This window comes from Mesorhizobium shangrilense (assembly GCF_040537815.1).
Lineage (GTDB): Bacteria > Pseudomonadota > Alphaproteobacteria > Rhizobiales > Rhizobiaceae > Mesorhizobium > Mesorhizobium shangrilense.
Genome location: NZ_JBEWSZ010000001.1, coordinates 1,604,052 through 1,623,133 on the forward strand (window position 1 = coordinate 1,604,052; position 19,082 = coordinate 1,623,133).

General features: G+C 61.4%; 16 protein-coding genes and 1 tRNA gene. 3 read left to right on the plus strand and 14 right to left on the minus strand.

Features of this window, described 5'->3' with window-relative positions; all coding sequences use genetic code 11:
* Positions 1-2: 2 nt before the first annotated feature.
* The gene (locus ABVQ20_RS08095; protein WP_354458997.1) at positions 3-407 is read right to left on the minus strand and encodes a chlorophyllide reductase; all 405 of its coding nucleotides are present in this window, start codon (positions 405-407) and stop codon (positions 3-5) included.
* Between the two features lie 98 nt (positions 408-505).
* Between ABVQ20_RS08095 and ABVQ20_RS08100 the strand changes: the two genes are divergently transcribed.
* Both ABVQ20_RS08100 and ABVQ20_RS08105 read left to right on the plus strand, forming a co-directional pair.
* Positions 506-1,084, plus strand: a complete 579-nt coding sequence (locus ABVQ20_RS08100; protein WP_354458998.1) for a DUF2975 domain-containing protein — start codon at positions 506-508, stop codon at positions 1,082-1,084.
* A 10-nt stretch (positions 1,085-1,094) separates the two neighbouring features.
* The gene (locus ABVQ20_RS08105; RefSeq protein WP_354458999.1) at positions 1,095-1,307 is read left to right on the plus strand and encodes a helix-turn-helix domain-containing protein; all 213 of its coding nucleotides are present in this window, start codon (positions 1,095-1,097) and stop codon (positions 1,305-1,307) included.
* Between the two features lie 108 nt (positions 1,308-1,415).
* On the opposite strand, the gene rpoC is transcribed toward ABVQ20_RS08105, so the two are convergent.
* The 13 genes from rpoC to tuf all read right to left on the minus strand — a co-directional run bounded on the left by rpoC (position 1,416) and on the right by tuf (position 17,831).
* Positions 1,416-5,612: a DNA-directed RNA polymerase subunit beta' gene (gene rpoC / locus ABVQ20_RS08110; protein ID WP_354459000.1), complete on the minus strand. Its 4,197-nt coding sequence runs from the start codon at positions 5,610-5,612 to the stop codon at positions 1,416-1,418.
* A gap of 130 nt (positions 5,613-5,742) precedes the next feature.
* Positions 5,743-9,879 carry a DNA-directed RNA polymerase subunit beta gene (rpoB, locus tag ABVQ20_RS08115; protein WP_354459001.1) on the minus strand — a complete coding sequence of 1,379 codons (4,137 nt, stop codon included), beginning with the start codon at positions 9,877-9,879 and terminating at the stop codon, positions 5,743-5,745.
* A gap of 256 nt (positions 9,880-10,135) precedes the next feature.
* The gene (gene rplL, locus ABVQ20_RS08120) at positions 10,136-10,513 is read right to left on the minus strand and encodes a 50S ribosomal protein L7/L12 (protein WP_027038853.1); all 378 of its coding nucleotides are present in this window, start codon (positions 10,511-10,513) and stop codon (positions 10,136-10,138) included.
* Between the two features lie 54 nt (positions 10,514-10,567).
* The gene (gene rplJ, locus ABVQ20_RS08125) at positions 10,568-11,086 is read right to left on the minus strand and encodes a 50S ribosomal protein L10 (RefSeq protein ID WP_354459002.1); all 519 of its coding nucleotides are present in this window, start codon (positions 11,084-11,086) and stop codon (positions 10,568-10,570) included.
* Between the two features lie 397 nt (positions 11,087-11,483).
* On the minus strand, positions 11,484-12,182 hold the full coding sequence (rplA, locus tag ABVQ20_RS08130; protein WP_227347692.1) for a 50S ribosomal protein L1: 699 nt from the start codon (positions 12,180-12,182) through the stop codon (positions 11,484-11,486).
* Between the two features lie 4 nt (positions 12,183-12,186).
* Positions 12,187-12,615, minus strand: a complete 429-nt coding sequence (rplK, locus tag ABVQ20_RS08135; protein ID WP_027055614.1) for a 50S ribosomal protein L11 — start codon at positions 12,613-12,615, stop codon at positions 12,187-12,189.
* 161 nt (positions 12,616-12,776) lie between these two features.
* Positions 12,777-13,304 carry a transcription termination/antitermination protein NusG gene (nusG, locus tag ABVQ20_RS08140; RefSeq protein ID WP_227347694.1) on the minus strand — a complete coding sequence of 176 codons (528 nt, stop codon included), beginning with the start codon at positions 13,302-13,304 and terminating at the stop codon, positions 12,777-12,779.
* Between the two features lie 27 nt (positions 13,305-13,331).
* Positions 13,332-13,535, minus strand: a complete 204-nt coding sequence (secE, locus tag ABVQ20_RS08145) for a preprotein translocase subunit SecE (protein WP_013531408.1) — start codon at positions 13,533-13,535, stop codon at positions 13,332-13,334.
* A 369-nt stretch (positions 13,536-13,904) separates the two neighbouring features.
* A tRNA-Trp gene (locus ABVQ20_RS08150) sits at positions 13,905-13,980 on the minus strand.
* A 119-nt stretch (positions 13,981-14,099) separates the two neighbouring features.
* Positions 14,100-14,597: a group II truncated hemoglobin gene (locus tag ABVQ20_RS08155; RefSeq protein ID WP_354459003.1), complete on the minus strand. Its 498-nt coding sequence runs from the start codon at positions 14,595-14,597 to the stop codon at positions 14,100-14,102.
* A gap of 81 nt (positions 14,598-14,678) precedes the next feature.
* A complete protein-coding gene (locus ABVQ20_RS08160) occupies positions 14,679-15,461 on the minus strand; it encodes a hypothetical protein (protein WP_354459004.1) in 783 nt (260 codons plus the stop codon).
* A gap of 4 nt (positions 15,462-15,465) precedes the next feature.
* The gene (locus ABVQ20_RS08165; RefSeq protein WP_354459005.1) at positions 15,466-16,380 is read right to left on the minus strand and encodes a COG3904 family protein; all 915 of its coding nucleotides are present in this window, start codon (positions 16,378-16,380) and stop codon (positions 15,466-15,468) included.
* Positions 16,381-16,655: 275 nt separating this feature from the next.
* Positions 16,656-17,831 carry an elongation factor Tu gene (gene tuf, locus ABVQ20_RS08170; protein WP_023723394.1) on the minus strand — a complete coding sequence of 392 codons (1,176 nt, stop codon included), beginning with the start codon at positions 17,829-17,831 and terminating at the stop codon, positions 16,656-16,658.
* Between the two features lie 269 nt (positions 17,832-18,100).
* On the opposite strand from tuf, the gene ABVQ20_RS08175 reads away from it, so the two are divergent.
* The gene (locus tag ABVQ20_RS08175; protein ID WP_354459006.1) at positions 18,101-18,988 is read left to right on the plus strand and encodes a DMT family transporter; all 888 of its coding nucleotides are present in this window, start codon (positions 18,101-18,103) and stop codon (positions 18,986-18,988) included.
* Positions 18,989-19,082 lie beyond the last annotated feature (94 nt).

Consider the following 19,082-nt stretch of genomic DNA (forward strand, 5'->3'; position numbering starts at 1 on the left):
TTTCAATCCTTGATCCGGCAGCCGGCGCGCTTGACCATATCGGCGACGATCAATGGCGTTGCCGGCGTTTCGGACCAGCTGCTTTGGCGGGGTGCTGCCATTTGAAGAGCTGCACGGACGGTCCCGGTGTCCAGCCTGAACGAATTCTTGCAAGAAACGAGATGCGAGCCGCCGCTACCGATCGTATCGACGATCACGCCAGCCGCTTCGCCAACCCCCGCGACGTAAGCAATCAATGTCTGCTTTGCTATTGGGCTTGAGTCGGCCTTGGCGATCATCTCCATCACCTGCCCGACCGAGACCTGACCTTTCGCGGTCGATGGAAGAGCAGCGGCGGCAAAGGGCAGCATGGACGCAGCCACGGCGCCGAGGATGGCAACGGCAATCTTGCGATCAGAGGAAGGCATTTGAGTTCTCCTGTTGGAACGTCATCTTGACGCGCGGTATTATTGTGCATAAAATAATTATTGTAAAACAATAATTTCTTTTCGCAAACGAGGCTCCAATGGCTGACTCTATCGTGATGGCTTCAACCCCTGATCCCATTCGCCAGGCAAGGTTGAACCGCATCCGGTTCTTCAGCCTCATGCTGGCGAGAGGCTGCCTTCTTCTGGCAGCCCTGCTGACGCTCGGTCTTCTCTTCTATTGGTTCTCGACATCCGCGGCCTCTATCGCGGCGGACGCGCAGATCCCTAGGGAATGGCTGACGGATCTGGATGTGGGCCGAAGAGCCGCGGGGTTTGCGATCTCGTTCGTGCCGCTTGGGTGCCTTATCCTGGCGCTGATGTCCGCGAGGCGCTGCTTCAACGCTTTTGCGGTCGGGAACTTCTTTGGTCAGGCCCCAGTGAAGGGCCTGCGGAACTTTGCCCTGGGTCTGCTAGCATCCGTGTTGCTGAAACCATTCTCCGCAGCCGCGCTCTCTGTTCTCCTGAGTTCAGATGCGCCCGCCGGCCAGCATCGCCTGACGCTTGGCTTTGGCAGCGACACGATGCTCGCGTTGTTGGCCGCCGGTCTCATTGCGGTGATCGCCTGGGTGATGGCGGAGGCATCGACGCTCGCTGAAGAAAACGCGCAATTCATTTGAGGATCCGTTCATGCCCATAAGGGTCAGGCTCAACGTCGTCCTCGCCGAACGCAATGTGAAGTCAAAGGACCTAGCCGAATATATCGGCATCACCGAGGCCAATCTTTCGCTTCTGAAGCAGGGAAAGGTCAAAGGCATCCGGTTCGATACGCTTGAGCGCATCTGCGCCTATCTCGACTGTGAGCCGGGCGACCTGCTTCGGTTCGAGAAGCTCCCCCAATAACCAAACAAAAAAGCCGCCGGGTTGCCCCGACGGCCTCGTTGCCTGAGATTCCAAGAGCGGTCGTTTCACGGAAACGACCGCTCTATCTTTTTGTTCTGGCCGCCGCGCTTACTGCGCGGCGGTTGTCATATCGGCCAGCATCGGCTCGGCGATTTCGACACCGGACGCCTTGCGGCGTTCGTCGATGATCAGTTCGTCGCGCGAGGTCGCGATGCGCCGGATTTGGCTCATCGTGCCACCCGTACCAGCCGGGATAAGCCGGCCGACGATGACGTTTTCCTTCAGACCCTGCAGCATGTCGGTCTTGCCGGCAACCGCCGCTTCGGTCAGCACCCTGGTCGTCTCCTGGAAGGAGGCGGCCGAGATGAAGGACGGCGTCTGCAGCGAAGCCTTGGTGATGCCCAAGAGCACCGGCAGGCCTTCGGCGGGCTTCTTGCCGTCCTCGACCAGGCGCTCGTTGACCTCTTCCAGTTCGATCACGTCGACGTGGTCGCCCGGGATATAGGTCGAGTCGCCCTGCACCGTGATCTCGACCTTCTGCAGCATCTGGCGAACGATCACCTCGATGTGCTTGTCGTTGATCGACACGCCCTGCAGACGGTAGACTTCCTGGATCTCGTTGACGAGGTAGGACGCAAGCGCCTCCACGCCCTTGATCGCCAGGATGTCGTGCGGCGCAGGATTGCCGTCGAGGATGTAGTCGCCCTTCTCGATGACGTCGCCGTCCTGGAGATGGAACGGCTTGCCCTTCGGGATCAGGTATTCGACAGGCTCAAGCGTCGAGTCATGTGGCTCGATGATGATGCGGCGCTTGTTCTTGTAGTCGCGGCCGAAGCGGATCGTGCCATCGATCTCGGCGATGATGGCGTGATCCTTCGGACGACGTGCCTCGAACAGTTCAGCAACACGCGGCAGACCGCCGGTGATGTCCTTGGTCTTGGCGCTTTCCATCGGGATACGCGCCAGCACGTCGCCGGGACGAACCTGAGAGCCCGGCTCGACCGAGAGAATGGCCTCGACCGAGAGCAGGAAGCGGGCGTCGCCACCCTTCGACAGCTTGCCGACTTTGCCCTTGGAGTCCTGAATAGCGATCGCCGGCTTGAGGTCGTTGCCGCGTGGCGTCGAGCGCCAGTCGATGACCTCACGCTTGGTGATGCCGGTCGACTCGTCGGCCGTTTCCTGAACGGAAATGCCGTCGACCAGATCCTCGTACGACACCCTGCCCTCGATTTCGGTGAGGACCGGGCGGGTATAGGGATCCCACTCGGCGATACGCTGGCCGCGCTTCACCTTGTCGCCATCGTCCACGAAGATACGCGAACCATAGGTGACACGGTGCGTGGCACGCTCCTTGCCGGCTTCGTCGAGGATCAGCACCGCCATGTTGCGGCCCATGACCATCTGCTGGCCGTCGGAGTTGCGCACCACGTTGCGGTTGCGGATCTCCACCTTGCCCTCATAGGAGGCTTCAAGGAACGAAGAGTCCACCACCTGCGCCGTACCGCCCATGTGGAAGGTACGCATGGTGAGCTGGGTGCCCGGTTCGCCGATCGACTGCGCCGCGATGACGCCAACGGCTTCACCCTGGTTGACCGGAGTACCGCGGGCCAGATCGCGACCGTAACAGACCGCGCAGACGCCAACCCTGACTTCGCAAGTCAGCGCCGAGCGAATGCGAACCGACTGGACGCCGGCCTTTTCGATCTGTTCCACGTCACGCTCGTCCATCAGCGTTCCGGCCTTGACCAGAATCTCGCCCGACACCGGATGGGTGATGTCGTCGAGCGACGTACGACCCAGCACGCGCTGGCCAACCGAAGCGACGACCTGGCCGGCATCGACGATCGGCTGCATGGTGAGGCCCTTGTCGGTGCCGCAGTCGACGGAGTTGACGATGCAGTCCTGCGCCACGTCGACCAGACGACGGGTGAGGTAGCCCGAGTTCGCCGTCTTCAAGGCGGTGTCGGCCAGACCCTTGCGGGCGCCGTGGGTCGAGTTGAAGTACTCGAGCACGGTGAGGCCTTCCTTGAAGTTCGAGATGATCGGCGTCTCGATGATTTCACCCGACGGCTTGGCCATGAGGCCGCGCATGCCGGCGAGCTGACGCATCTGCGTGGGCGAGCCACGCGCACCGGAGTGCGACATCATGTAGATCGAGTTCATCGGCTTCTGACGGCCATTGTCCTCGAATTCCACGGCCTTGATGCGGGCCATCATTTCGTCGGCGACCTTTTCCGAGCACTTGGCCCAGGCGTCGACAACCTTGTTGTACTTCTCGCCCTGGGTGATCAGGCCGTCATTGTACTGCTGCTCGTATTCCTTGGCCAAAGCCTCGGTGTCGGAGACCAGCTTGATCTTGGCATCGGGGATCAGCATGTCGTCCTTACCGAACGAAATGCCGGCGCGGCAGGCATGGCTGAAGCCGAGAGCCATGATGCGATCGCAGAAGATAACCGTCTCCTTCTGACCGCAATGGCGGTAGACGGTGTCGATCATCTTGGAGATGTTCTTCTTGGTCATCTCCTGGTTTGCGGTCTCATACGGCACATTGACGTTCTTCGGCAAAAGCTCGCCGATGATCATGCGGCCAGGCGTGGTGTCATGGATCTTCGACACGACCTTGCCTTCGGCGTCGACCGTGCGGAAGCGACCCTTGATCTTGGAGTGCAGCGTCACCGCCTTGGTCTCGAGCGCGTGCTGGAGTTCGCCCATGTCGGCAAACACCATGCCCTCGCCCGGCTCGTTCTGGTTGACGATCGAGAGGTAGTAGAGACCGAGAACCATGTCCTGCGAAGGCACGATGATCGGCGCGCCGGAGGCCGGGTGCAGGATGTTGTTGGTCGACATCATCAGCACGCGGGCTTCAAGCTGCGCTTCCAGCGACAGCGGCACGTGAACGGCCATCTGGTCGCCGTCGAAGTCGGCGTTGAAGGCCGTGCAGACCAGCGGATGCAGCTGGATCGCCTTGCCTTCGATCAGGATCGGCTCGAACGCCTGGATGCCGAGGCGGTGCAGCGTCGGCGCGCGGTTCAGGAGCACCGGATGCTCGCGGATGACCTCGTCGAGGATATCCCAGACTTCCGGACGCTCCTTCTCGACCAGCTTCTTCGCCTGCTTGACGGTCGAGGAATAACCCTTGGCGTCGAGACGGGCGTAGATGAAGGGCTTGAACAGTTCCAGCGCCATCTTCTTCGGCAGGCCGCACTGGTGCAGCTTGAGCTCCGGACCGGTCACGATGACCGAGCGGCCGGAATAGTCGACGCGCTTGCCGAGCAGGTTCTGGCGGAACCGGCCCTGCTTGCCCTTGAGCATGTCGGACAGCGACTTCAGCGGACGCTTGTTGGCGCCGGTGATGACGCGGCCACGACGACCGTTGTCGAACAGCGCATCGACGGCTTCCTGCAGCATGCGCTTTTCATTGCGCACGATGATGCCGGGCGCGCGCAGCTCGATCAGCCGCTTCAGACGGTTGTTGCGGTTGATGACGCGACGATAGAGATCGTTCAGATCTGACGTGGCGAAGCGGCCGCCGTCCAGCGGGACGAGCGGGCGCAGGTCCGGCGGGATCACCGGGACCACCTTCATGATCATCCATTCCGGACGATTGCCGGATTCCATGAAGTTCTCGACGACCTTGAGCCGCTTCAGATACTTCTTCTGCTTGAGCTCAGACGTGGTCGAAGCCAGTTCCGAACGCAGGTCGCCAGCGATCTTCTCCAGGTCCATGCCGGCCAGGAGGTCATGGATGGCCTCGGCGCCGATCATGGCGGTGAACGAATCCTCGCCATACTCGTCGACGGCGATCATGTACTCTTCCTCGCTGAGGAGCTGATGCTCCTTCAGTGCGGTGAGGCCGGGCTCGGTGACGATGTAGTTCTCGAAGTAGAGGACGCGCTCGATGTCCTTCAAGGTCATGTCGAGCAGCGTGCCGATGCGCGACGGCAGCGACTTCAGGAACCAGATGTGGGCGACCGGTGCTGCGAGCTCGATATGGCCCATGCGCTCGCGGCGGACGCGCGACAGCGTGACTTCGACGCCGCACTTCTCGCAGATGACGCCCTTGTACTTCATGCGCTTGTACTTGCCGCACAGGCACTCATAGTCCTTGATCGGACCAAAAATGCGCGCGCAGAACAGGCCGTCACGCTCCGGCTTGAAAGTACGATAGTTGATGGTCTCCGGCTTCTTGATCTCGCCGAACGACCAGGACAGAATCTTCTCAGGGCTGGCGAGCGAAATCCGGATGGAATCGAACACCTGCGCCGGCGCCTGGGGATTGAAGAGATTCATGACCTCTTGGTTCATGCCGTTCTCCTTTTCGGGGTCCTCGAAAACCCCTTGCATCTAGCGCGGGCCAAACGCCCGCCGTCTTTTGTCGGCCAATGGCCGTGGAATTTTATAGGCGCGCCGCGACTTACCGCGGCGCGCCGTTGCCTTACTCGGCCGCGTCGGGCAGCCGGACAGGGTTGTCGTCGAGCTTGGTATTCTCCAATTCGACATTGAGACCGAGGGACCGCATTTCCTTGACCAGAACGTTGAAGCTCTCCGGAATGCCGGCCTCGAACGTGTCGTCGCCGCGCACGATCGCCTCGTAGACCTTGGTGCGTCCGGCGACGTCGTCGGACTTCACCGTCAGCATTTCCTGCAGCGTGTAGGCCGCGCCGTAGGCTTCCAGCGCCCAGACCTCCATCTCGCCGAAACGCTGGCCACCGAACTGCGCCTTGCCGCCCAGCGGCTGCTGGGTGACGAGCGAGTACGGACCGATCGAACGCGCGTGGATCTTGTCGTCCACGAGGTGGTGAAGCTTGAGCATGTAGATGTAGCCCATCGTCACCTTGCGATCGAACGGCTCGCCCGTGCGTCCGTCATAGAGCTGCGACTGACCGCTGGTGTGCAGGCCCGCCTGCTCCAGCATGATATTGATGTCAGCCTCATGCGCGCCGTCGAACACCGGTGTCGCGATGGAGACGCCGCGACGCATCTGCTCGCTGAGGCGAACAATGCTCTCGTCGTCATATTCACGCACCGGCTCGTTGCGGTCGTTGGCCGGGATGAAGCTCTCGAGCGTCTTGCGCAGCGGCTTGATGTCGCCTGCCACCTTGTACGCGTCGATCAGCTCGCCGATCTTCTTGCCCATGCCGGCGCAAGCCCAGCCCAGATGCGTTTCCAGGATCTGGCCGACATTCATGCGGCTCGGCACACCCAGCGGGTTGAGCACGATATCCGCATGCGTGCCGTCCTCGAGGAACGGCATGTCCTCGACCGGAACGATCCGCGACACGACACCCTTGTTGCCGTGACGGCCGGCCATCTTGTCGCCCGGCTGCATCTTGCGCTTCACGGCCACGAAGACCTTGACCATCTTCATGACGCCCGGAGGCATTTCGTCGCCGCGCTGCACCTTCTCGACCTTGTCCATGAAACGCTGCTCGAGCGCCTTCTTGGAATCGTCGTACTGGCCACGCAGCGCCTCCAGTTCGCTCTGGAGCTTTTCGTTCTCCACGGCAAACTGCCACCACTGCGAACGCGGATACTCGTCGAGCGTGTCCTTCGACAGCGTCGAGCCCTTCTTGAAGCCCTTCGGTCCCGCAATCGCTTCCTTGCCGACAAGCACGTCGGAAAGGCGCGAGTAGACGTTGCGGTCGAGGATCGCCTGCTCGTCGTCGCGGTCCTTGGCGAGGCGTTCGATCTCCTCGCGCTCGATCGCCATGGCGCGCTCGTCCTTCTCCACACCGTGGCGATTGAAGACGCGCACTTCGACGACGGTGCCGAAAGTGCCCGGAGGCATGCGCATCGAGGTGTCGCGCACGTCGGAAGCCTTTTCACCGAAGATGGCGCGCAGAAGCTTCTCTTCCGGCGTCATCGGGCTTTCGCCCTTCGGGGTGATCTTGCCGACCAGGATGTCGCCCGGCTGAACTTCGGCACCGATATAGACGATGCCGGCTTCGTCGAGGTTCTTCAGCGCTTCTTCCGAAACGTTCGGAATGTCGCGCGTGATTTCCTCCGGTCCAAGCTTGGTATCGCGTGCCATGACCTCGAACTCCTCGATATGGATCGAGGTGAAGACGTCGTCGGCCACGATGCGCTCGGAGAGCAGGATCGAGTCCTCGTAGTTGTAGCCGTTCCAAGGCATGAACGCGACCAGTACGTTGCGGCCGAGCGCCAGATCGCCGAGCTCCGTCGACGGACCGTCCGCGATGATGTCGCCCTTGTTGACCCGGTCACCCATGCGAACCAGCGGACGCTGGTTGATGCAGGTGTTCTGGTTCGAACGCTGGAACTTCATCAGCCGGTAGATATCAACGCCGGACTTGCCCGGATCGAGATCTTCGGTCGCGCGGATAACGATACGCGTCGCGTCAACCTGGTCGACGATGCCGCCGCGGCGAGCGCCGATGGCGGCGCCCGAGTCACGGGCGACGATCGGCTCCATGCCGGTGCCGACGAACGGCGCTTCGGCGCGCACCAGCGGCACGGCCTGACGCTGCATGTTCGAGCCCATCAGAGCGCGGTTGGCGTCGTCGTTCTCCAGGAACGGGATCAGGGCCGCGGCCACCGACACCATCTGCTTCGGCGACACGTCCATAAGGTCGACGTTTTCGCGCGGCGCCATCATCACTTCGCCGGCACTGCGGCAAATGACGAACTCGTCGACGAAGCCGCCATTCTTGTCGAGCTCGGCGTTGGCCTGCGCGACATGGTGCTTGGCTTCTTCCATCGCCGACAGATAGACGACGTCATTGGTCAGCTTGCCGTCGACGATCTTGCGGTACGGGCTCTCGATGAAACCGTACTTGTTGACGCGCGCGAAGGTCGCCAGCGAGTTGATCAGACCGATATTCGGGCCTTCCGGCGTCTCGATCGGGCAGATGCGGCCGTAATGCGTCGGGTGCACGTCGCGCACTTCGAAGCCGGCGCGCTCGCGGGTCAGACCGCCCGGTCCAAGCGCCGAGAGACGACGCTTGTGGGTGATCTCCGACAGCGGGTTGGTCTGGTCCATGAACTGCGACAGCTGCGAGGACCCGAAGAACTCGCGCACGGCGGCAGCCGCCGGCTTGGCGTTGATCAGATCCTGCGGCATCACCGTGTCGATCTCGATCGAGGACATACGCTCCTTGATCGCGCGCTCCATGCGCAGCAGGCCGACGCGGTACTGGTTTTCCATCAGCTCGCCGACCGAACGCACGCGGCGGTTGCCGAGATTGTCGATGTCGTCGATCTCGCCCTTGCCGTCACGCAGTTCAACCAGCGTCCTGACCACGGCCAAGATGTCGTCCTTGCGCAGCACGCGCACGGTATCCTCGGCCTTGAGCTCGAGGCGCATGTTCATCTTGACGCGGCCGACGGCCGACAGATCGTAGCGCTCGCTGTCGAAGAACAGCGAGTTGAACATGGCTTCGGCGGTCTCGAGCGTCGGCGGCTCGCCGGGACGCATGACACGATAGATGTCGAACAGTGCGTCCTGGCGGCTCTCGTTCTTGTCGACGTTGAGCGTGTTGCGGATATAGGCGCCGACATTGACGTGGTCGATGTCGAGAACCTTGATCTCGTCTTCGCCCGTGCCAAGCAAAACTTTCAGCGTCTTCTCGTCGATCTCGTCGCCGGCTTCGAGGAAGATCTCGCCGGTACCGTAGTTGACGATGTCCTCGGCCAGATAGTTGCCAAGCAGATCCTCGTCGGTCGCCTTGATCGCCTTGAGACCCTTTTCGCCAAGCGCCCTCGCCTGACGCGCGGTGATCTTCTTGCCGGCTTCGACAACGATCTCGCCCGTATCGGCGTCGACCAGGTCGCCGACAGCCTTGAGGCCGCGGAAACGCTCGACGTTGAACGGAATGCGCCAATGGTCGCCAGCGCGCACATAGGTGATCTTGTTGTAGAAGGTCGACAGGATCTCTTCGCCGTCCATGCCGAGCGCCATCAGCAGCGACGTCACCGGAATCTTGCGGCGGCGGTCGATGCGTGCGTGCACCACGTCCTTGGAGTCGAACTCGATGTCGAGCCACGAACCGCGATAGGGAATGACGCGGGCGGCAAACAGAAGCTTGCCGGAAGAATGCGACTTGCCCTTGTCATGGTCGAAGAAGACGCCCGGCGAACGGTGCATCTGCGAAACGATGACGCGCTCGGTGCCGTTGACGATGAACGTGCCGTTCAGGGTCATGAGCGGCATGTCGCCCATGTAGACGTCCTGTTCCTTGATGTCCTTGATCGACTTGGCGCCGGTATCCTCGTCGATATCGAACACGATGAGGCGCAGTGTCACCTTCAGCGGCGCGGCATAGGTCAGGTCGCGCTGACGGCATTCGTCAACGTCGAATTTCGGTCCTTCGAACTCGTACTTCACGAACTCCAGCATCGAGGAGCCGGAAAAGTCCTGAATCGGGAAGACCGACTTGAAAACGGCTTGAAGTCCCTCGTCCGGGCGCCCACCCTTGGGCTCCGCCACCATGAGGAACTGGTCATAGGATGCCTTCTGAACCTCGATCAGGTTCGGCATCTCCGCAACTTCCGGGATCTTTCCGAAGAACTTGCGTACGCGTCTGCGGCCATTGAAAGTCTGGGTCTGGGCCATCGTCGCTCCTTAGCTCAATTCTCGGGACGAGCCTCGCCGCGGCTCGCCTTGCATCTAGGCCACCTGGGCGGCGACCCTCTTGTCTGTTCACCTGCCGCCTGTTGGCGGCTGGCCAAAACGGGAGAAAACCCGTTTCCTGAAGACCGAATTCCGGCCCTCAGGAAAGAGGTTCTCGTACATCTCGCGTTACGCGTCCTCCCTTCACGCGAAGGGAGTGGCGGACGGCGCGAGGCCGCCCGCCAAACAATCAAAACGCTTACTTAAGTTCGACCTTGGCGCCAGCTGCTTCCAGCTGAGCCTTGAACTTGTCCGCGTCGGCCTTGGAAACGGCTTCCTTGACCGGCTTCGGAGCCGCCTCGACCAGGTCCTTGGCTTCCTTGAGGCCAAGACCGGTGATGGCGCGAACTTCCTTGATCACGTTGATCTTCTGAGCGCCAGCTTCGGTGAGGACGACGTCGAATTCCGTCTTTTCCTCGACCGGAGCCGCGGCAGCAGCACCACCGCCAGCGGCGGCAACAGCCACCGGAGCAGCGGCAGAAACGCCCCACTTTTCTTCCAGAAGCTTCGACAGCTCGGCCGCCTCGAGGACGGTCAGCTTCGAAAGGTCGTCTACGATCTTTGCGAGATCAGCCATTGTAGTATTCCTTCGTTAGGTTCGAACGTGTGTTTTTGATAGCGAGGAACGGCCTCATGCCGCCTCGTCCTTCCGGGCATAAGCGCCAATGACGCGCGCGACCGAAGCCGCTGGCGCATTGACGATCTGGGCGATCCGGGTTGCCGGTGTGGCGATCATGCCAACCAGCCTGCCGCGCAGCTCGTCCAGCGACGGGAGTGTGGCGAGAGCCTTCACACCGTCGGCGTTGAGCGAGGTCGTGCCCATTGCGCCGCCGAGAATGACAAGCTTGTCATTTCCCTTGGCGAAATCGGACGCGACCTTCGGCGCCGCAATCGGATCCTCCGAATAAGCAATCAGCGTCTGTCCCTTGAACAGCTCGATGATCGATGCGGAGTCCGTGCCCTGAAGAGCGATTTTGGCGAGACGGTTCTTCGCGACTTTAACGGTGCCACCGGCGGCGCGCATTTTCGACCGAAGGTCGTTCATTTGCGCGACGGTGATACCGGCATAGTGGGCCACGACCACTGAACCTGCGTTCGAGAACGCACCGTTCAGGCCCGTGACGAGTTCGCGTTTTTCCGCTCTGTCCACTGCCTATCTCCAGTTGACCCCAATCCTGTTGATGGGAACATTCCCATTCACGAGGACAGGCGTCTGGTTGCCTTTTGTCGGCCGGGCCATCCAGTAACGGATCTCCCGAACGACGCTCGAGGATCCTGCCCCCTTTCGCCACATCAGCCGGCAAGCCGAACGATGCGCAGACAAAAGGCAAACACGGTTCGAACCTTTCATTGGAGCAGTCGCTCCGTTGTCGGGTCTTCACCCGTCTCATGCAGGCCCACATGAATTAAGGCTTTTGGGCCGCCTGCAATCTCGGACAGGATGTCCGGAAGCCTTTCGACTTCCGGCACCGGACCTCCGAAACAAATCAGAGGCCCGGAATTCTTCGCGGATCAGCCCTGTCGCGGGCCGATCCAGATTGATCGCATCAGGACGCGGTGAGCGTCGAAACGTCGAGCTTGAGGCCCGGGCCCATCGTCGAGGTGACCGACACCTTCTTGACGTAGTTACCCTTGGCGCCAGCCGGCTTCGCCTTGGTCACGGCATCGGCGAAGGCGCGGACGTTTTCTTCCAGAGCCTTGACGTCGAACGAGACCTTGCCGACGCCGGCGTGCACGATGCCCGCCTTCTCGACGCGGAACTCGACAGCGCCGCCCTTGGACGCCTTGACGGCGGCGGCGACGTCGGTGGTCACGGTGCCGACCTTCGGGTTCGGCATCATGCCGCGCGGGCCGAGCACCTTGCCCAGACGGCCGACGAGCGGCATCATGTCCGGCGTGGCGATGCAGCGATCGAAGTCGATCGTGCCCTTCTGGACGATGTCGACCAGATCCTCGGCGCCAACGATGTCGGCACCCGCGGCCTTGGCTTCCTCGGCCTTGTCACCGCGTGCGAACACGGCGACGCGGACGGTGCGGCCAGTGCCGTTCGGCAGATTGACCACGCCGCGAACCATCTGATCGGCATGACGCGGGTCGACGCCGAGGTTCATCGCGACTTCAATGGTCTCGTCGAACTTCACCGACGAACGATCCTTGAGCAGCTTCAGCGCATCACCCAGGGCATAAGCCTTGTTGGGATCAATGCCTTCGCGGGTCTTCGATACACGCTTTGCAATCTTTGCCATGATCTTAGCCCACCACTTCCAGACCCATCGAGCGGGCGGAGCCCTCGACCATGCGCATGGCCGCCTCGACGTCGTTTGCGTTCAGATCCTTCATCTTGGCGGTGGCGATCTCGCGGACCTTGTCGCGCGAAACAGTGCCAGCCTTGACCTTGCCCGGCTCCTTGGAACCAGCCGTCAGGTTAGCCGCCTTCTTGAGGAAGTAGCTCACCGGAGCCGTCTTCATGACGAAGGTGAACGACTTGTCCTGATAGTAGGTGATGACGACGGGGACCGGCGATCCCTTTTCCATTTCCTGGGTCTGCGCGTTGAACGCCTTGCAGAATTCCATGATGTTGATGCCACGCTGACCAAGCGCCGGGCCGATCGGCGGAGACGGCGTTGCCGATCCCGCTTTAACCTGGAGCTTGAGCTGGCCTGCAATTTTCTTAGCCATCTCTTTTCCTGCCTCTTCTCATGCCGGCATCGCCGGCGGTTGCAGTCTGGTGGTTCGATCCGTGCGGCCGGCTAAAGCCGCACTCGTCTCCCACCGTTCTCAAGGCCACGCGTTTCCGCGCCGCCTCCCCTGATCGCCCGATGGGCGCCAAGGATTCCGGATCAGCCTTTTTCGACCTGTCCGAATTCCAGATCGACGGGCACGGCGCGCCCGAAGATCGAAACTTCCACCTTGAGCCGCGCACGCTCCTCGTCCACTTCCTGGACGAAGCCGTTGAACGACGCGAAAGGACCATCCGAAACGCGGATCGCCTCGCCAATCTCGAACGTGACCGAAGGCTTCGGCCGCTCGACGCCTTCCTGCACCTGGTTCAGGATGCGTTGCGCCTCGGCTTCCGTGATCGGCACGGGTTTCGAGTCGCCCAGGAAACCGGTGACTTTCGGCGTATTCTTGACGAGCGAGAAAACCGCATCGGTCAGGTTTGCCTTCAGCATCACGTAGCCCGGGAAGAACTTGCGCTCCGCATCGACCTTGCGGCCACGACGAACCTCGACCACCTTTTCGGTCGGCACGACGATCTGCTCGATGTCAGCGGACAGGCCCTTCTGCTTGGCCTTGTTGATGATGTCTTCGGCGACCTTTTTTTCAAAGTTCGAATAGGCGTGGACGATGTACCAGCGCGCGGTCATTTCAAGACTTCTCCGTAATCGCCGGACTTAGCGTCCGATGCCCAGAATCTGTTCGACCGCAAGGCCCATGAGCTGATCGGCGGTGAAGAAAAAGATCATCGCAATCACAGCGAAGGCCAGAACCATCACCGTCGAGATCATCGTCTCGCGCCGCGACGGCCAAGTCACCTTGGCGGTCTCCGCGCGGACCTGCTGGAGAAAGACGAAAGGATTTGTGGTTTTCGACGCCATATGCCGCTCTGTCTTCAAGATCCGTTGGCCGGATCTCCTGGATGATCCCGCTGGCCGGGACGTGCCGCCTGGACTTGCGCTTACGCCGAATCAGCGCAACCATTCCGCCCATGCAAATCAGACGCGTAAAGCCGGCTTCCCAGCTCCACGCGTCGCGTGTCTGTTTCGTCTACATAAAACCGATTCTTGATCCACGCAAGTGGCAAGTGTCCGCTTTATGACCAAACGCCGCCTCGGAACCATCCAGTCGTCCCGTCCCGGCTATCAGGCTGTTATGCCTCAGTCGGCCTAATATGGCAAGCGGGTCGCCGATTTTCAACGGTCGGCCGCGGGAGAGTCGTATTTTCGTGAATTGGCCATTTCGAAAAATGGCACGGGCAGCAGGGCTCGAACCTACGACCTGCGGTTTTGGAGACCGCCGCTCTACCAACTGAGCTATGCCCGTATCACGCCGCGCATCAATGCGGCAGGCGCTTCCTAAAAGCTTCCGCGTGTTCTGTAAAGAGTACTCTGCAGCGATGACCGGGGGAAAAGCAGATGGGCTTTGAAATACACCAAGGCCCATCATCTACCGCTCGCCGGCCGGTACGGGCCGCCAGGCACCCCCCACCCCCAAGCCGGCATCGGCTCCGTGGTCGGATCACAGGTTTCGCCGAGATTGGAATTCATCTTTGCAAGCCGCGATCCCCATTCGATATAGGCTGTGAAGGCCGAGCGAAATTCCGGATCGTCCGGCAAACCAACCGAGTCGGCGGCATCGATCAGCAGATTGATCCAACGGCGGCGCTGCTCCTCGGTCAGATGCTTGCCCAGGTGATGCATGACCATCTCGCGGTGGCCGCCGTGCTTTTCGCTGTAGGTCTTCGGGCCGCCAAAGACCTCTCCGATAAAGGCCGCGACGTGCGCAGGATGATCCGGCGCCATATGCCTGAACACCGGCCCGACAATCGGGTCGCGAAGCACCTTGTCGTAGAATGTTTCCGTCAGGCGGGTCAACGCCTCGCCGCCGCCAGCCCATTCGTACAGCGTCGGGACGCTCGGCTTTCCGGTGCTTTCGTCCATGTCGGGCCTCGTCTCGTGAGGCCGCGACTATCCGCCTTCATCATTGCGCACTCAAGCTGGCAGGACGGCTAGTGACAGAGCCTATTGCTTGAGGTCCAGCACAGTGAACACGCGGCAATTGTCGGCGGCGGGGGCAGCCGCGCAGACCGAGCCCGCGGTTAAAAGCTCGGGTCCGCCTGCGCCGGTGATCAGGCTCATCTTCAACATCTGTTGTGAAAACAGAGGATCGAGGCCGCCGGCGGGTGCCTTTTGCATCGCATCCGACAAGGAGCTGTCGACGCCCATTTCCTTGAGATAGGTCGACAGCTTGCGCGACGACGCGGCTTGCCTGACGCCGACAATGGCATCCGTGGCGACAAGGCGCCTGACGCCGCCAGCCAGCATCAACGTGCATTCGGATGCGCAATAGCCTCCAGCGGAAATGGCGCGGCCGAGGAAACGTGCGCCCTTGCCATCATTGGCCTTGCAATCCGGTTCCTCCGGCCGGCAGCCATCGAACCAGGTCCTGCCGACCACGACGCCGAGAGCGCTGCGCCGGATCAGCCGGCCAAGCATCATGGCGGCATCGCTGTCGCCACCGGACGAGAAGACCACGACCGGCAGTTTACGACCGTCAAGCTGCTGAAGCGTCTTCTTCAGAAGCTGCGGCGTGTTGGCTTTGATGTCGCCCTCGGCCGATATCCACTCAGGACATGTCGGCTCGCAACCCGCGTCACTGCTGCGAACAACGACAAAGCGCATCGCCGATATGTCTGGGCCATCGGACCCGGCGGCGAGCGCCGGTCTCCCCAGACACAAGAACAACAGCCACAGGACCAGGCCTGACCAGCGACCGGCACCAGCCATAAGGCGCGACAAGGTCATTGGATCAATGGTCCTCCTTGAGATCCGACACTGTCACCACCCGGCAGTTGGCCGCGGCTGGAACGGTCTTGCAGACTGGAGCCCCGATCAGCAGATCGACAGAGTCCAGGCTGGTCACGAGATGCATGCGCAGCATGCTATCGGGCACCAGCTGATGAATGCTGCTGGCCGGCGTGTTCTTGATCGTCTGCAGGACGCCCTCGCCTACGCCCATCTCCGTCAGATAGGCAGCCAGCTTTTTCTCGAGCGCCTCGTCCATCTCATAGGTCTTGTAGCTGCCCGCATTCTTTCGGCTGACGATCTTCGTATCGATGATCCGCTTCTTGCCCCGCACCACTCGGTATGTCGTGCGATACAGCAATCTCGTGCGCACGAAGGTGGTCGTGATCTGATGGACACCGAGATAGGGCTGCGGCCCAACCAGTCGCCTGACGCCACCGGCCAGCATCAAAGGGCACGCGGAAGCACAGTAACTGCCGAGTTCATAAGGGATGCCGATATAGCGGGCCCCCTTGCCGTCATTCGCCTTGCAGTCTTTCGCGTCGGGTTGGCAACCGAAGAACCATGTCCTTCCGACGGCGGCATCAAGCCTGTTCTGCCGGATCATGCGGCCCATCGCGATGGCCGCGCTCACATCGCCGCCCGGCGAGTCGATAACGATCGGCAATCTTCGGCGACCCAAGGTTTTCAGGAGGTTTTTCAGCAATTGGGGGCTGTTGGCGTTTATGGTGCCTTCCGCCGATATCCATTCAGGACAGGTCGGCTCGCAGCCCGGTGCGCTGCTGCGAACGACGACAAAGCGCATTTGAGGACTGTCTTCGGGGCCAACCGGTTTCTTGGCTACAGCGAACGCCGCATTTGCGTGAAAGATGAGAAAGAGCGCCGAGATCAGACCCAGCAGCCGGTGTGAATGAACCATCGAACAGAGCCTCTGGGCCACTCGCCGATCCCTCTCAGTGCAACCGACAATAGCGCAGGCTCCCGAAGGTCGGAATCGATTTCTGCTGTACCAACCAGCGCCGGGGAAAAATTCTGCGTGAGGGAATTGTTCCGGTATCTTGGTGTCAGAATCGTCGCGCAGCGCGTCGGCCGCGACGGAACAGATAGCCCCTGCTTGCTATTCCCAGCCTGGAAACGAAAAAGGGCGGTCCGAAGACCGCCCTTTCCTTCTCGATCCGGCGATGCCGGAAGCGATTATTCCTTGATGGTGACGACGATGCCGGCACCGACGGTGCGGCCGCCTTCACGGATAGCGAAGCGCAGCTTCTCTTCCATGGCGATCGGCACGATCAGCTCGACATCGACCGTGATGTTGTCGCCGGGCATCACCATCTCGGTGCCTTCCGGCAGCGACACGATGCCGGTCACGTCCGTCGTGCGGAAATAGAACTGCGGACGGTAGTTGGTGAAGAACGGCGTGTGACGGCCGCCTTCGTCCTTGGTCAGGATGTAGGCTTCGGCCACGAACTTCTTGTGCGGCTTCACCGTGCCGGGCTTGGCCAGAACCTGGCCGCGCTCGACGCCTTCACGATCAACGCCACGCAGCAGCGCGCCGATGTTGTCGCCCGCCTGGCCCTGGTCGAGCAGCTTGCGGAACATTTCAACGCCCGTGCAGGTCGTCTTGGTCGTCGGGCGGATGCCGATGATCTCGAGTTCCTCGCCAACCTTGACAATGCCGCGCTCGACGCGACCGGTGACAACCGTGCCGCGGCCCGAGATCGAGAACACGTCTTCGATCGGCATCAGGAACGGCTTGTCGAGCGGACGAACCGGCGTCGGGATGTAGGCATCGACCGCAGCCATCAGCTCGCGGATCGCGTCCTCGCCGATCGTCTTGTTGGAATCCTCAAGCGCGGCAAGCGCCGAACCCTTGACGATCGGAATGTCGTCGCCGGGGAACTCGTTCTTCGACAGAAGCTCGCGAACCTCGAGCTCGACCAGTTCGAGCAGCTCGGCGTCGTCAACCTGGTCGACCTTGTTCAGGAACACCACGATCGACGGCACGCCGACCTGACGGGCCAGCAGGATGTGCTCGCGGGTCTGCGGCATCGGGCCGTCGGCGGCCGACACAACCAGGATCGCGCCGTCCATCTGCGCGGCACCGGTGATCATGTTCTTCACATAGTCGGCGTGGCCGGGGCAGTCGACGTGGGCATAGTGGCGGGCAGCCGTCTCGTATTCGACATGCGCCGTCGAGATGGTGATGCCGCGGGCCTTCTCTTCGGGCGCCGCATCGATCTGGTCATAGCGCTTGTACTCGCCAAAATACTTGGTGATCGCAGCCGTCAGCGACGTCTTGCCATGATCGACGTGGCCAATCGTGCCAATGTTCACATGAGGCTTATTACGCTCGAATTTACCTTTTGCCATAGTCTCTTTCCTTGGACGGCCTGGACCTTCAGTTCAGTCGAATGCGGGGCGATTAGCGACAAAGGCCAAAAAACACAAGCGTCTTTTGGCGGGGCGCTGTCTCACTCGGCCTGAACCTGGGATCCGATTTCGGGATGTGATGCGGATATAGGAACGCGCGCGCCGAAATCAAACGGCTGCAAAGGGGTTACCCAGATAGTCTTTCAGCAGGACCCGCAACCGATATTTGACCCATTGCGGCAGCAGCCCGGCTCTGATTTTCTGGCGCGATGCATTCCATCCCGAGCACCATTCGCGGCCCCCTGTTCATGATCGTTGCGACCGGGTCGTACCTAGTCAACGACACGATGATGAAGCTCGCCACGGCAGGGCTGCCGTCCTACGAAGTCTTGTTTCTGCGCGGAGCGGCGGCAACGCTCTGGGGCTTCCCGCTCTTGTTCCTGCTGGGCTACGGCAAACAGATCCCGCTGATATTCGACAAGCGCGTGCTGCGCAGGAACCTGCTCGAGCTGGCGGCGATCCTTTGCTACGTGGTGGCGCTGGCCAACATGCAGATCGCCGATTCCACCGCGCTCGGCCAGATCACGCCGCTGTTGATGCTTGTCGGCTCCTCTATCCTGTTTGGCGACCGGATCGGCGGGCAACGCATGGCGCTGATCGGGCTCGGCTTCATCGGCGCGCTGATGGTGGCGCAACCGACCATGGAGGGCATTTCGGTGTATGCCTTGCTGGCGCTGGGCAACGCGGCGCTGTCGGCCGCGCGCGATCTCGCCGGCAGGCGGGTCCCCGCTGAAGTCCCGGGGATGATCGTGGCGATTTCTGCCGTGGTCGTGATGCTGGTTGGCGCGGGCGCCGCGCATCTGGTTTCCGAGCGCAGGGTCATGCCAGAGATGCGCCATCTGCTGTTGATGGCCGGCGCCGGGTTTTTCCTGATCTTCGGCCACTTCTTCATCTTCATGGCCTACCGCGTCGGGTCGACGAGCGCGGTGGCGCCGTTCTACTACTGCTTCACCGTCTGGGCGGTCATTTCGGGCCTGTTGGTGTTTGGCCAATTCCCCAATGCGCTGGCGGTCTGCGGCATCCTGCTGGTTGTCGGCAGCGGCCTGACCATCGTCACGCTGGATCAGCGCAAGCGCCGACTGACCATCGTCGCCTAGCTACCGTTCGGCGGATGGAGTGTTGGTCGCCAATAGCTCAGTTGCCGGCCAAACGAATGCGGCCGGCGACTGTCGAATATCCGAGGTGGACCTG

Bases quoted from the DNA above. Each gene is read 5' to 3' on its own strand.
- ABVQ20_RS08095 (WP_354458997.1), bottom strand. From the start codon at position 407: ATGCCTTCCTCTGATCGCAAGATTGCCGTTGCCATCCTCGGCGCCGTG.
- rplA (WP_227347692.1), bottom strand. From the start codon at position 12,182: ATGGCAAAGATTGCAAAGCGTGTATCGAAGACCCGCGAAGGCATTGAT.
- ABVQ20_RS08175 (WP_354459006.1), top strand. From the start codon at position 18,101: ATGCATTCCATCCCGAGCACCATTCGCGGCCCCCTGTTCATGATCGTT.
- nusG (WP_227347694.1), bottom strand. From the start codon at position 13,304: ATGACCGCGCGCTGGTACATCGTCCACGCCTATTCGAACTTTGAAAAA.
- ABVQ20_RS08165 (WP_354459005.1), bottom strand. From the start codon at position 16,380: ATGGTTCATTCACACCGGCTGCTGGGTCTGATCTCGGCGCTCTTTCTC.
- rpoB (WP_354459001.1), bottom strand. From the start codon at position 9,879: ATGGCCCAGACCCAGACTTTCAATGGCCGCAGACGCGTACGCAAGTTC.
- secE (WP_013531408.1), bottom strand. From the start codon at position 13,535: ATGGCGTCGAAAACCACAAATCCTTTCGTCTTTCTCCAGCAGGTCCGC.
- ABVQ20_RS08105 (WP_354458999.1), top strand. From the start codon at position 1,095: ATGCCCATAAGGGTCAGGCTCAACGTCGTCCTCGCCGAACGCAATGTG.
- ABVQ20_RS08100 (WP_354458998.1), top strand. From the start codon at position 506: ATGGCTGACTCTATCGTGATGGCTTCAACCCCTGATCCCATTCGCCAG.
- rplK (WP_027055614.1), bottom strand. From the start codon at position 12,615: ATGGCTAAGAAAATTGCAGGCCAGCTCAAGCTCCAGGTTAAAGCGGGA.
- tuf (WP_023723394.1), bottom strand. From the start codon at position 17,831: ATGGCAAAAGGTAAATTCGAGCGTAATAAGCCTCATGTGAACATTGGC.
- rpoC (WP_354459000.1), bottom strand. From the start codon at position 5,612: ATGAACCAAGAGGTCATGAATCTCTTCAATCCCCAGGCGCCGGCGCAG.
- rplL (WP_027038853.1), bottom strand. From the start codon at position 10,513: ATGGCTGATCTCGCAAAGATCGTAGACGACCTTTCGAAGCTGACCGTC.
- ABVQ20_RS08160 (WP_354459004.1), bottom strand. From the start codon at position 15,461: ATGACCTTGTCGCGCCTTATGGCTGGTGCCGGTCGCTGGTCAGGCCTG.
- ABVQ20_RS08155 (WP_354459003.1), bottom strand. From the start codon at position 14,597: ATGGACGAAAGCACCGGAAAGCCGAGCGTCCCGACGCTGTACGAATGG.